The sequence below is a fragment of the Eubacterium maltosivorans genome, from assembly GCF_002441855.2.
Lineage (GTDB): Bacteria > Bacillota > Clostridia > Eubacteriales > Eubacteriaceae > Eubacterium > Eubacterium maltosivorans.
The window spans coordinates 3054359-3066513 of record NZ_CP029487.1 but is presented as its reverse complement, the minus strand read 5'-3'; the positions used below and the strand labels follow the sequence as shown (position 1 = coordinate 3066513).

Sequence of the window (12155 nt, the reverse complement as noted above, 5' to 3'; positions counted from 1 at the left end):
AAATCTTAGAAACAAAAAATAAAAAAACGGCTACATGAGCCGTTAAACGTCATATAATGGTGATCCCGATTGGGCTTGAACCAACGACCTCTACCATGTCAAGGTAGCGCTCTTCCAGCTGAGCTACGGGATCACTTTTTGAATGCTTGTCTATTATAACGAATTCCCCGGCGTTTGTAAAGTCTTTTTTTTACTCTGTTGGCAAATTTTCCTGCTGGGGGGAGAGGATTGGGGATTCTGGCAATGGGTCTGGGGCGGGGGACGGGGTTGGCGCGGCCTCGGGGGACGGGTCTTCGGCGGGCGTTGTGTCTTCGAATGCCGTGTCTTCCGGCTGGGTGGCTTCGTTCACCTGCGCTGCGGCGGCCGCCGGGGTATCGGACTGCTGCGGGGCTGCGGAAGCGGCGGCGGGCTGGGCCTCGTTCGTTTCCGGCGTTGGGGTCGGGTCTGTGCTCCAGGTACCGGTCTGGGCGGTGAAAGTGACCTCGGCGGTGAGGGTATCCCAGGCGCCATAGGCAGGCTGAACCAGGCTGAAGAAAATCAGCCATGCGATCAAGCTGTTTATGATTTTCCATTTTCTGGTCATGTGAAGCACCACCCTTTTTCAAGTGGAAGGTTGAAGGTGGAAAGTGACGGGGCACCTCCTGTTCAATCTTCTGGTTTTATCGTAACATCTTTTCTCTTTTTCTGCCTGAATGTGTGTTTTAGCCCTTTATTTCGTCCATGGAGGGGCGTTTAAGCGGCGGGGCGGACGGTGGACGGTGTCTTGGGGTTTCCCCCCGCAGATAACGCCCTTTCGGCGGTTTGATACCCCTGGCTTTGACCCGGTGTTTGGGCTTCATGAGATCCTCCTCATCCTCCGGATATTTGTACGACAGCCATTTTTTGACCATGTGCTCCATCATGAGGATAAATCCCCAGAGCAAAAACATGGTGAGCGCCGCCGGGCTTTGGAGAAATAGGGCCACCCGGCCAAGGTACGGGATATGAAAAGCATAAGTGCCGACAATGTCCTCCCGGTGGATTTCAAACTCGTCATACTGCCCTTCCTGATAGCCCTCCCCCTGGGTCATGTAACGTTCATAGCCGTCGCTGGTGTCAATGTAACGGAAATAGTGCGTGACAAAGACCTCCTGCCCCTGAAGCTCGGCCTTAAAGGTGATGGGCGTATTTTCCGGAATCGGGTCATCCTCGTCGATGGCGTGGTCAATAACCAGCGAGCCGACCGGCAAGGTGGGGACCATGCTGTTGGTTAGGATGACATAGGGTTTGTAGCCGAAGAATTTTGGGGCGTCGTCCGGACTTATTTTTACAGATATTGCATAAGAAAGTAAACATATTATTCCAAAAATAAAAAAGACATAACTAATAAATTTCAAACATTTAACTAATACTTTCACATTCTTTGCCACTTTCAATTAGCATTCTTTACCACTTAAAAAATTTAAAAATAAACTTAAATATTAACGAAAGAGAGCGATGAAGACTCTCTCTCCATCGCCATTAATTCAGTCTCATAAAACTTCTACTATTTAGTTTTAGTAGCAGTGAAAGTTACATCTACTTTAATATCATCTAAATTTCCTAATGTAGTTCCATCAATCTCTTTACTGTCTTTCGCAAACTTTAAATGAACAGCATACTTTGTTGGTGTTGTTGAATTTGAGGAAATTCCAGTAACTTCGGCATTGTTAGCTAAAACACTTCCCGAATCGTTACCATCAGCATCTAAAGGCTGTAATGAAACTGTAAAGTCATCGGCATTTTCAGCATCTCCAATTGATACTTTTCCATTCCAGTTAACTTTAGTAGTTGAATCAGCTCCAGTGAGATATGCATTAACTTTTCCCACAACTATATCATCAGCCGCACCAGTTGTATTGTTTACAGGGTTAGCAGCATTCTCCTCAGGTATCAATTTTGTTGTATTATTATAACTGCTATCTGCCTCTGCGCTTAAAGCAGCAGGTTCTGATGATGTTGCCGTAAAATTCATAGTTTTATCCGTCAACGTATCCCAAGCCGCAAACGACCCAACAGCCACAGCCAGCATTGCCACTGTAGTAATTCCACTAATCCATAACGAAGTCTTCTTTTTCATTTTTAAATTCCTCCTGTATAAATACTTCTAAATTTTTAAGCATTGCTGCCTCTTAACAATGACTTGTTCTTAACGATGAACCTATTATACAATTGGAAACGCTACACTTCCGCTACTCCTTAAACAGGTGGAAGGTTGAAGGTGGAAAGTGGAAGGTTATTGTGCAAATTTTTCTTTGAAAAATTTGATTGAGGATTGCGGCCTTTGGCCGCAATACGAACGATGCTTGATCCATTTATAAAGTTCGGAGACGAGCGGAGGGATGTTCTGGCATTTCGGTGCTGTATTGGGCGATGTCTCAAATAACTGCCTGAGCTGTCCGAGGATTAAAACAATGCCCGGGTCGATTTCGGGAACGACTTCCGCAGGTTGTCGTTCGCGCATGAGAGAGGGCATTTTTAATCCGCGGACAGCGCCAATTCTCCTCTACCTCCCCCTTTACTCCTTCCCCCGCTTCTCCACCATCTCCTGTATCTCCCAGATCTCGGGGACGCGTTCCTCGGCCCAGGAGTACTCAAACAGGTACTCTCCGGTGAAAGGGGATTTCGGCAGGATTTCGCCCTCCAGAAGCTTGTAGTAGTCGCAGTAGACTTTATCTCGTTCGATATAGCACAGGCCGCGCCGTGTCATAAAAATCCCCGGCGCGCCCGCCTCCTCAAAAGTGTGCGTGGCGATCATGACCGCCTTGCGGTAAAGCTTTTTGGTCTTTTCGTCAAAAAGCCGGTCCTCCCACAGCTTGTCGATGGCCTCCTCCATGGTGACCACGCCGCCCCGGTGGTCCACACACAGGGCCACCAGCTCCTTGGCCTTCTGGCTCTTAAAGATGAGCAGCTCCCCCCTGACAAAAACATCAAACCGGCCAAAGGTGCGGAACACCACGTCGTTCTCCGGTTTCTGAGAAGCCGTCCGGCTGACCTTGTCAATGACCGCCTGAACCCGCTCAGCCGTAAAGGGCTTGAGAATGTAGCCTACAGCCTCCACGTCAAAGGCCTGCTGGGCGTAATTGTTGTAGCCTGTCACAAAAACCGTGCGGATGTTGGGCGCGGCATCCTTCAGGTAGCCAGCCAGCTCGATACCCGTAAAGCCAGGCATCTCAATGTCCAGAAACGCCAGGTCCACATGGTTTTTGCTGACAAAATCCAGGGCGTCGTCGGTGTTTTCAAAGGTGCCTGCCACCTCCACGTCCGCCATATCCTCCAATACATATTCCAAGGCTTCGATGGCAAAGCTCTCGTCGTCTACGATGATCACTTTCATGTCCGTCTCCTATTCTTTCTTGGGAATCTTTACACGCTGCACAGTGCCCTGGCCGGGCACACTCTCAATAACCAGCACCGCATCCAGCATATGCGTGAGCTGGAAACGGGCGTTGTAAATGCCGCCGTCTTTTTTTTCCGACAGCTTTTCAGTATCAAAGCCCACGCCGTCGTCAGTGATAACCACCTCGTAATGATCGGGATGCTCCCGGGTGGACAGGGTAACCGTACCGCCCTCAGGCTTGCGGCAGACGCCGTGCTTGACCGCGTTTTCGACCAGGGGCTGGATGCACAGGGGCGGCACGCTGAAATCGGTGGCCTCAATATCGTATACGGCGTCGAAACGGTTTTTAAACCGGATTTTTTCAATGTCCACATAGCACTGGACTGGTACCAGAGCCTTTTCGAAGGGCACAGGCTGGTTGATCTTGACAAAGTCAAGGTTTGACCGCAGATAGTTGGAAAAGGTGAAGATAACCTTGTCGGCCAGCCGGGTGTCCCGCCGGGCCAGCACTTGGATGGCCTGGAGGGTGTTGAACATAAAATGGGGCTGGAGCTGGCTGACCATCATGTCGGCGCTTTTCTGCTCCATCTCCTTATACAGATTGGCGATGCGGATGGCCTCCTGCTGCCGGATCTCGATGACACGCTGGTAATAAATGTAGATCATGCACATCAGCAGCAGGCACAGGGTCACAGGATACAGCATATACATATCGGCCGTAGCCCAGCCAGACAGGTACATGGTGTCTGCAAACAGGCCAACGATAATGGACGCGTAACCCACCAGCGCGGGACGGATATGGGGAATTTTCTCCTCCACCAGACAATACAGCCGGGCATACATATAGATCAGAGGATAAAACATGCCCAGGCGGATGTGCTGCTCCAGGTACAGGGTCTGGCTGTTTTTGGACACTAAGGCGATGGCGGCCAGCACAGCGGCGTAATAGACCGCCAGAATGACCACAGTCCTGAGCCTTATCCTGCCCTTTGTCTGTTCCTCCACCGTCAGGCACAGCAGAAAGCAGGCGTCGAGGGTAGCGCCGTAAAAGATGACGGCCAGGGTGGTGTTAAAGGGCAGGCCGAACAAAGCCTCGAGGGTAACAGCCATGTCCACGCTGAACATGCGCACAATCAGGAACACCACAGCCCCCAGGATCATGTTGGAATAATTTTTGACCCGGCTGATCATGAGCACCAGCAGATAAACCAGGCAGAATACCAGCACGGCTGTGCTGAGAACAGAGATGGAAAAAATCTGCAGGGGCGAATAGCTGACGTCGTCCTTGAGATTAGTAAAGACAGAGGTGATGTAAATACCAGAGGGCAGGCTGTCCACGTCCTGGTCGACGAGGCTCATGGAAAGCTCGGTATGAACGCGGGCGTTTTCGACCTGGCCGGTGACCAGCCCGTGCAGGCCCATGAACGCGATCAGGATGAGCATAACGGCCAGACAGGCGAAATAGACGGTTTTTTCTGCTGGCTTTTTTATAGGTTTTGATGACATATCATTTTCTCCGCCGCTTCTTTGACAAGGGCTGTGAATGCTGCTTCGGGCAGTGGTTTTGAAAAATAATAGCCCTGGATATAGTCGCAGTCCATTTCCCGCAGGATGCTGACCTCCTCGGCCACCTCCACTCCCTCGGCAATGACGCGCATGTTCAACCGGTGGATGAGGCGGATAATAGCCTCCACAGCCATCCTGGTCCTGGGCTCACCCGTGAGGCGGTCGGTCAGGCTCTTATCCAGCTTGATGAACTTAAAGGGCAGGTTGAGCATATTGGTGACGCCGGAATAGCCGATGCCGAAATCATCCAGGGCAAAGGCGCAGCCGTAATCGATAAGGCGGTCCATGGTATTTTTGAGCGTGGACATGGATGCCGCGGCCACAGTCTCGGTGATCTCGAACTTAAAGCGTCCGGGCGGCAGCTGGTAGCGCTCCATAATGGCGATCAGGTCATCCGCCAGGCTTTCCTGCATGCACTGGACCACCGAGAGGTTGACGCCGATGGTCTCAAAGCCTCCCTCGGTATAGGGCTGTGCAGCCATAAACTGGCAGACCTTCTCAAACACAATGAGGCCGATGGTCACGATCATGCCGTTCTCCTCAGTCATTGGGATAAACTCGTCAGGCGGGATGAGGCCAAACTCAGGGTCGCGCATGCGCACCAGAGCCTCGCTGCTGGCGTAGCGGTTCTTATCGAGGGCGTAGATGGGCTGGTAATGCACCTCGAAGCCGTCGTTTTCGAGGGCGTAGGCGAGCATGGCGCGGATGTGGTTCTTACGCTTGAATTTCTCGTTAAAGATTTCGCCGCCGCGCACCACGCCGTTTTCACGGTGCTTGGACTCCTGAATGGCAAAGTCGACAGCAGAAACAATCTCGTCCACTGTCTCCGTGCCGCTTTTGCCCATGGGCACCACACCCAGGCTGCAGTTCAGGCTGTAGTCAATGCCCTGGAAATGCCAGGGCTTTCTAAAACGGTCGACGATGATATTCACCACTCTGTCGGTGTTTTCCTCGCCGCCCGGCTCCGCGATACAGAACACATCGCCGTCGAAACGGTAGACCCGGCCGGTGGGGGCCAGCTCTTTCAGAAATCCGGCAACCTCCTTGAGCAGGCGGTCACAGGTTTTGACGCCGAAAACCTCGTTGGCGAATTTGAAATCCCGCAGGGCAAGGGCGATGATATCTCCCTTTTTTCCGTCCCTCAGATGCATCTCAATCATCTGCAGAAAGACCTGTCGCTTAAAGGTGCCGGTGAGCTCGTCGCTGACCAGGCTGTTGCTCTGGGTGGAGAGATGCACCAGCAGAATGCAGCAGGTGCAGGCCACACCGGTGAGGATGTAGCCTGTAAAGACAAACTGAAGCAGGATGGCGGCCAGCGACAGCACCATAAAGGCACAGAGCGCTGTAAAGACCAGCTTTGAGATTTTCTTCCGGTTATAGACAGCGATAACCGCGGCGCACAGGATATAGGAAATGGAGCTGACGTGCGTAAACGGGTTGCCGGCTCCCCTCACGTAGCCGTTTTCCAGATCCAGTGTGAAATAAAAATGCGTCAGCGGGTTGGACAGGGCCAGAATCAGGTAAACAAAATACATTGAAAACGCCAGAATGACCAGGGCTCTTTTGTGCCAGAACTCTTGATAAATGATGGAGATCACGTAGAGCAGCACCATCATGGGCATGCTGGGCAAAAAAATCAGGTACAGGTTGTTGAAAAAAACGGCCAGCCCAAGGTTTGCGGGCGTCAGGTGTTCTACCAGCAGGGTGGCCACAATGTTGGTGAGGATAAAGGCCATGGAAATGACAAGGGTCGCGCCGTAAATGCGGTTCTGCCAGGTGGGAACACGCGGTCCTCTGAAATAGTAGACCATGATGATCCCGATGATTACCGCTGAATAGATTTCAAATTCCAAATGCCATGTCATTTCTTTTACCTCTTAAATTTTCAGATTACCGTTTCAGCGTCGATGGAGAAATAATCCTTCCGGATATAAAATTCATTATAGCTGATGGGCATGCCGTCCTCCACAGACAGAATGCACTGGGAGATGAGGAAAACGCTCTCCTCCCTTGGAATTTTGAGATAGCCGCGCACCTCGTGGGAGGGCTGTACGATCTCGATGTGCAGCTTTTTCTTGAGCTGGAACTGAAGCTTGGACTTTTCCATAATACCGTGGAAATTGGCAAAATTGATGACATCCTCCACGATGGGGTTTCCCTTCTGATAAGGCAGGTAGATGTTGCTGTACTGCACCACGTCCTTGCCCATGTAAAAGGCCTTCTGGACGCGGATCACCTTATCGAAGGAGCCGACTTTGAGCTCACGCATGAGCCTGCGCCCCGGCGACACAACGCCCACCTTGATGAGCTTGACCTCGTCGATCTGTCCCTTGAGGCTGTCCACCTCGTCAAAGTAAAACTGGTAATGGTTGGACGTGGGCTCACAGACAAAGTTTCCCTTGCCCGGAATGGTGTAAATATAATTTTCATTGACCAGCAGCGCCAGACTTTTGCGCAGGGTGGTGCGGCTGACGTCATAAAACTCGGACAGCTCATGCTCCGACGGCAGGATGTCGCCGGGCTTCATCTCACCCTTTTCGATTTTTCCTTTTATGTCGTTTACGATATCGAGGTATAAAATTTTACGCATGGTTTCTTACTCCTGGGTAAGCCATTCTCTGCAGATGGAAACGCCCTCGATGGCGTCGCTTGAAAAGGCGTCGGCACCCACATATTTGGCGTATTCCCTGCCCGCGATGGCGCCGCCCAGGATGATCTTGATGTTATCCCGGAGTCCGGCCGCTGTGATGGCCTCCACCACTACTTTGATGTTTTCCACCACCGAGGTCAGAATCCCGCTGATGCCCAGTATCTGGGGCTTTTCTTTTTTGATCGCCCGGATGAACTCCTCTGTAGGGACGTCTGTGCCCAGGTCGATGACCTCCAGACCCTCGGAATGCAGCATGCTGACAAAAATGTTTTTGCCCACATCGTGGATATCGTCAAACACAGTGCCCACCACGATCTTGCCCGCCGGGGCCTGCCGGCTTGAGCGCTCGGATTCCATACCCGATATTTTGAGCAGGCTGGACACCAGCTCGCCGGCCATGATAAGGTCCGCGATGTAGTATTCGCCCTTTTCGTAGCGGTTGGCCACGCGCTGGAGGGCAAAGTTCAGGTCATTGGATATCTCCTTCGGGTTTTTCCCTGACGCGAGCAGGGATTTCACCTGGCGGATGGCCAGGGGCTCGTCGATATTTTCTACCGCTTCGATTAATTTTTTCTCCATGATAACTCCGTCCACAATCAATCTATTTTAGTAAAAATCATACCACAAAAACCAGCCTGTGACAATCGTTTAACCGGCGGTTTCGCGGCTTTTATTTGTTTTTCTTTAGTCAACCTTTCGTTAAAGAATTGTCAAGGAATTCTTCTTTATTCTATTGGAATTTTAATGAAAAAGGCGTATAATGGGTATATATATTGCAAAGGTTCCCAGAAATATTGTGAAAATATAGAGAATTTTAAGGAGCATTCTATGGAAAACTTTACAAAAGCCGAGCTTGAAAAAAACAAAAAATATCTGGAGCTGCTGTCCGGCAGCTTTCCCAACATTACCACCGCTGTGGGCGAGGTGGTCAACCTGACGGCGATTTTAAACCTGCCTAAGAGCACAGAGCATTTCCTGACCGATATTCACGGCGAGCACGAGGCCTTTAACCATGTGATGCAGAACGCCTCTGGCGCTATCCGCCGCAAGGTCATGGACGAGCTGGGCAGCACGGTCAGTCTGGAAGACCTGGAAGAGCTGACCACGCTCATCTACTACCCCAGCGAAAAGCTGGACCTTATCAAAAAGGAAAAGAAGGGCCCTTACCTGGACAACTGGTATGAGCTCACCATTTACCGGCTGGTTAAGGTCTGCCGGGCCGCTGCCTCCAAATACACTCGTTCCAAGGTGCGCAAGGCCCTGCCTAAGGATTTTGCCTATGTGATGGAGGAGCTTTTGCAGGAGGACGAGCACCGCTTCAATAAAAAGGAATACTATAACCAGATCATCGCCAGCCTGGTGGAATATGGCCGGGCCGAGCACTTTATCATCGAGATCTCCGGCGTTATCAAACGCCTGACCACCGACCACCTGCACATCATCGGGGACATCTTTGACCGTGGGCCTGGGCCGGACGTGGTCATGGACACTCTCATGAAGCATCACTCCCTGGATATGCAGTGGGGCAACCACGATATTCTGTGGATGGGCGCCGCCGCGGGCAGCGCTGCCTGTATCGCCAATGTGGTGCGTATTGCCCTGCGCTACGCCAACATGGACGCTCTGGAAACCGGCTACGGCATCAACCTGCTGCCCCTGGCCACCTTTGCCAACCGCGTATACCGCGAGGACCCGTGCCAGCAGTTCACCCCAAAGGTGAGCCCGGACGACATCGAGACCGACGCGGAAATCATGCTCATGACCCGCATGCACAAGGCCATCAGCATGATCCAGTTCAAGCTGGAGGACCAGCTGATCTCCCGCCATCCCGAATATGAGATGGACGACCGGCTGCTACTGCGCAAAATCAGCGATGACAACAAGACTGTCGAAGTGGACGGCGTGGTCTATGAACTCAACGACACCAACTTCCCCACCCTCGACCACGAAAAACCCTGGGAATTGAGCGAGGAGGAACAGATCGTGGTGGATAAGCTGTGCTATACCTTCCGCCACAGCGAAAAGCTTCAGAAGCACATCCGCTTTATGTACGCTAAGGGCAGCATGTATCTGGTGTACAATAACAACCTGCTGTTCCACGCCTGCGTACTGCTGAACGAGGACGGTACCTTTAAGGTTAAAAAGATCAACAACAAATATTATTCCGGCCGCTCTCTCATGGATAAATACGACCAGATGGCCCGCGAGGCCTATTTCGGCGACAGTGAGGAATGCCCGAACAAGTCGGACTTCCTGTGGTACCTGTGGTGCAACAAGGATTCCCCGCTTTTCGGCAAGGACAAGATGGCTACCTTTGAGCGGTATTTCATCGACGATAAAACCCCGCACAAGGAGCGCTACACCCCATTCTACACAAGGATTGACGACAACGAGAGCATCGCGGTCATGATCCTCAAGGAATTCGGCGTGGACCCGGCAGAGGGACACCTGATCAACGGCCATGTGCCGGTAAAGGCCGGCTCGGGCGAGAGCCCTATCCGCGCGAACGGCAAGCAGCTGGTCATCGACGGCGGCTTTGCCAAAGCCTACCAGAAAACCACAGGCATCGCGGGCTACACCCTGACTTACAATTCCTACGGCCTCACCCTCATCAGCCACCGGCCCTTTGAGTCGGTCGATATGGCGATCCGCGAGGGCGTAGATATTAAATCTACCCGCCAGGTGGTGGAAACCACCCTTGAGCGCAAGCGCGTCAAGGATACCGACATCGGCAAGAGCATCCAGGCTCAGGTACACGATCTGGAAATGCTGATCTCGGCCTACCGGAAAGGGATCATTAAGGAAAAATCTTATTAAAAAACGGGCAAAGCCCGTTTTTTTAGTTGATCGTTGCTAAATCTCTTTCCTTATGATAAACTAAAACTACTATTAATCACTAATACTTCAATACAATCGGAGGGGAAAACATGAGCTTTGAAATTGTAACAGATTCTTCCTGTAACCTGCCTGAGGACATCATTGACCGCTACGGTCTGCATATTCTGTCTTTACGTTTTTTAGTCGAGGGAAAAGAATACTACAGCTATACCAAGGGTGAGATCACCGATCTGGCCCAGTTCTATACCATGATGCGCAACAAGGAGGAAATCACCACTTCCCAGATCAGCAGCGATATCTGTACCCGGCTTTTTGAAAGCCTGCTCCAGGACGGCAAGGATGTTCTGTACATCGGTTTCTCCTCCGCCCTCAGCGGTACCTATCAGGTTGGCTACCTGGCCCTGGAAGAGCTGAAAAAGAAATATCCTGAACGCAAGATTTACGCGGTGGACACCCTGGGCGCTTCTCTGGGCGAAGGGCTTCTTGTCTACCACGCGGCGAACCTGCGGGAGGACGGCAAGAGCATCGAGGAAGTCAACGACTGGCTTCTGGAAAACCGCCTGCACCTCTGCCACTGGTTTACTGTGGACGATTTATTCTTTTTACAGCGCGGAGGACGTGTCTCCGGCACTGTGGCCATTTTCGGCACACTCTTAAATGTCAAGCCTGTCATGCACATGGACAACGAGGGACGGCTGATCTTTGTGACCAAGGTGCGCGGCCGTAAGCGCTCCCTGGACGCTTTGGTGGAACGGCTGGACCAGACAGCCATCAACCCGTCTGAGCAGTCTATTTTTATCACCCACGGCGACTGCCTGGAGGACGCCCAGTACGTAGCCAAAAAGATCGAGGAAAAGTACCACCCCAAAGAAATTGTCATCAACTGGGTGGACCCGGTCATCGGCGCACACTCCGGCCCCGGCACAGTAGCGCTGTTCTTTTTGGGGACAGAACGGTAAAAATTTAATTAATAATTGCAGAATTGAAAATTAAAAGAACTCTTTTGCTCAGGCAAAAACGATTAAGACAGCGGCCATAGGCCGCTGTTCCAGTCAAAATGCAATGCCATTTTGTTCCTGTAATTCTCCGTTCTCCATTTTTTACCAAACCTGTTCCTATTCTACTGAAAACGTTCTTCGCCTTAACTGCTCCTGTGGTATACTTAAATTAAACATTTGTTTCATTTTAAAATTGAGCCCGGGAGGTTTTTGTCATGGGAAAATTTGTTATCAAGCCGGTCAAATCCGGCTATACCTTTCATCTGAAAGCCAGAAATGGCGAGGTGATCGCGACGTCTGAGGTGTATTCCAGCCTGACCACCTGCAAGCACGGTGTGGAGTCTGTCAAGAAAAACGCTGAGGGCGCGCACCTGGAAGACCAGACCGCCAAAGAGCCGGCGCCCGCTAAAAATCCAAAGTTTGAGCTGTACCTGGATAAGGGCGGTAAATACCGCTTCCACCTGAAAGCCAGCAACGGCGAGATCATCGCTGTATCCGCCGGCTACAAGGAAAAGGGCAGCTGCCTGAAGGGCATCGAATCTGTCCGGCATAACGCCCCCGAGGCCGAAGTTATCGTTGAAGAAGCCTGATCCTTTACCTTTCATATATTTTATGAGACGCCCCCTGGATACGTTTATCCGGGGGGCGTCTTGCTGCGCTCTGTTTATTAGCTGATGGAACGAAGAATTATATTTTTTCAAAAAAAGAAGGGAAGCTGTGTCTGCTTCCCTTCTTTTTATTTAGT

General features: G+C 51.3%; 11 protein-coding genes and 1 tRNA gene. 3 read left to right on the top strand and 9 right to left on the bottom strand.

Annotated elements, in window-relative coordinates:
* Window positions 1-57: 57 nt before the first annotated feature.
* The 9 genes from CPZ25_RS14230 to CPZ25_RS14190 all read right to left on the bottom strand — a co-directional run bounded on the left by CPZ25_RS14230 (window position 58) and on the right by CPZ25_RS14190 (window position 8153).
* Window positions 58-133 (bottom strand) — tRNA-Val (locus CPZ25_RS14230).
* 57 nt (window positions 134-190) lie between these two features.
* On the bottom strand, window positions 191-583 hold the full coding sequence (locus CPZ25_RS14225) for a hypothetical protein (protein WP_096919063.1): 393 nt from the start codon (window positions 581-583) through the stop codon (window positions 191-193).
* 118 nt (window positions 584-701) lie between these two features.
* Window positions 702-1241, bottom strand: a complete 540-nt coding sequence (locus tag CPZ25_RS14220; protein ID WP_133067061.1) for a hypothetical protein — start codon at window positions 1239-1241, stop codon at window positions 702-704.
* A 284-nt stretch (window positions 1242-1525) separates the two neighbouring features.
* Window positions 1526-2098, bottom strand: coding sequence for a hypothetical protein (locus tag CPZ25_RS14215; protein WP_096919061.1), 573 nt, complete (start codon window positions 2096-2098; stop codon window positions 1526-1528).
* A gap of 438 nt (window positions 2099-2536) precedes the next feature.
* On the bottom strand, window positions 2537-3355 hold the full coding sequence (locus CPZ25_RS14210; protein WP_096919059.1) for a LytR/AlgR family response regulator transcription factor: 819 nt from the start codon (window positions 3353-3355) through the stop codon (window positions 2537-2539).
* Window positions 3356-3364: 9 nt separating this feature from the next.
* Window positions 3365-4864, bottom strand: coding sequence for a sensor histidine kinase (locus tag CPZ25_RS14205; protein ID WP_096919058.1), 1500 nt, complete (start codon window positions 4862-4864; stop codon window positions 3365-3367).
* Window positions 4846-6789, bottom strand: a complete 1944-nt coding sequence (locus CPZ25_RS14200) for an EAL domain-containing protein (protein WP_096919057.1) — start codon at window positions 6787-6789, stop codon at window positions 4846-4848. Before CPZ25_RS14200 ends, CPZ25_RS14205 begins: the two co-directional genes overlap by 19 nt.
* Window positions 6790-6809: 20 nt before the next feature.
* On the bottom strand, window positions 6810-7514 hold the full coding sequence (locus CPZ25_RS14195) for a GntR family transcriptional regulator (protein ID WP_058696131.1): 705 nt from the start codon (window positions 7512-7514) through the stop codon (window positions 6810-6812).
* A gap of 6 nt (window positions 7515-7520) precedes the next feature.
* Window positions 7521-8153, bottom strand: coding sequence for a cobalamin B12-binding domain-containing protein (locus CPZ25_RS14190; protein WP_074618188.1), 633 nt, complete (start codon window positions 8151-8153; stop codon window positions 7521-7523).
* Window positions 8154-8402: 249 nt separating this feature from the next.
* Between CPZ25_RS14190 and CPZ25_RS14185 the strand changes: the two genes are divergently transcribed.
* The 3 genes from CPZ25_RS14185 to CPZ25_RS14175 all read left to right on the top strand — a co-directional run bounded on the left by CPZ25_RS14185 (window position 8403) and on the right by CPZ25_RS14175 (window position 12000).
* Entirely contained in the window at window positions 8403-10391 is a 1989-nt protein-coding gene (locus CPZ25_RS14185; RefSeq protein WP_074618189.1) for a fructose-1,6-bisphosphatase, read from the top strand.
* Window positions 10392-10501: 110 nt separating this feature from the next.
* Window positions 10502-11371 (top strand): DegV family protein, encoded by an 870-nt coding sequence (locus CPZ25_RS14180; RefSeq protein WP_096919056.1) that lies wholly within the window; start codon window positions 10502-10504, stop codon window positions 11369-11371.
* A gap of 254 nt (window positions 11372-11625) precedes the next feature.
* Window positions 11626-12000, top strand: a complete 375-nt coding sequence (locus tag CPZ25_RS14175; protein WP_074618191.1) for a YegP family protein — start codon at window positions 11626-11628, stop codon at window positions 11998-12000.
* The last annotated feature ends 155 nt before the right edge of the window (window positions 12001-12155 follow it).

Bases quoted from the DNA above. Each gene is read 5' to 3' on its own strand.
- CPZ25_RS14225 (WP_096919063.1), bottom strand. From the start codon at position 583: ATGACCAGAAAATGGAAAATCATAAACAGCTTGATCGCATGGCTGATT.
- CPZ25_RS14220 (WP_133067061.1), bottom strand. From the start codon at position 1,241: ATGGTCCCCACCTTGCCGGTCGGCTCGCTGGTTATTGACCACGCCATC.
- CPZ25_RS14215 (WP_096919061.1), bottom strand. From the start codon at position 2,098: ATGAAAAAGAAGACTTCGTTATGGATTAGTGGAATTACTACAGTGGCA.
- CPZ25_RS14210 (WP_096919059.1), bottom strand. From the start codon at position 3,355: ATGAAAGTGATCATCGTAGACGACGAGAGCTTTGCCATCGAAGCCTTG.
- CPZ25_RS14205 (WP_096919058.1), bottom strand. From the start codon at position 4,864: ATGTCATCAAAACCTATAAAAAAGCCAGCAGAAAAAACCGTCTATTTC.
- CPZ25_RS14200 (WP_096919057.1), bottom strand. From the start codon at position 6,789: ATGACATGGCATTTGGAATTTGAAATCTATTCAGCGGTAATCATCGGG.
- CPZ25_RS14195 (WP_058696131.1), bottom strand. From the start codon at position 7,514: ATGCGTAAAATTTTATACCTCGATATCGTAAACGACATAAAAGGAAAA.
- CPZ25_RS14190 (WP_074618188.1), bottom strand. From the start codon at position 8,153: ATGGAGAAAAAATTAATCGAAGCGGTAGAAAATATCGACGAGCCCCTG.
- CPZ25_RS14185 (WP_074618189.1), top strand. From the start codon at position 8,403: ATGGAAAACTTTACAAAAGCCGAGCTTGAAAAAAACAAAAAATATCTG.
- CPZ25_RS14180 (WP_096919056.1), top strand. From the start codon at position 10,502: ATGAGCTTTGAAATTGTAACAGATTCTTCCTGTAACCTGCCTGAGGAC.
- CPZ25_RS14175 (WP_074618191.1), top strand. From the start codon at position 11,626: ATGGGAAAATTTGTTATCAAGCCGGTCAAATCCGGCTATACCTTTCAT.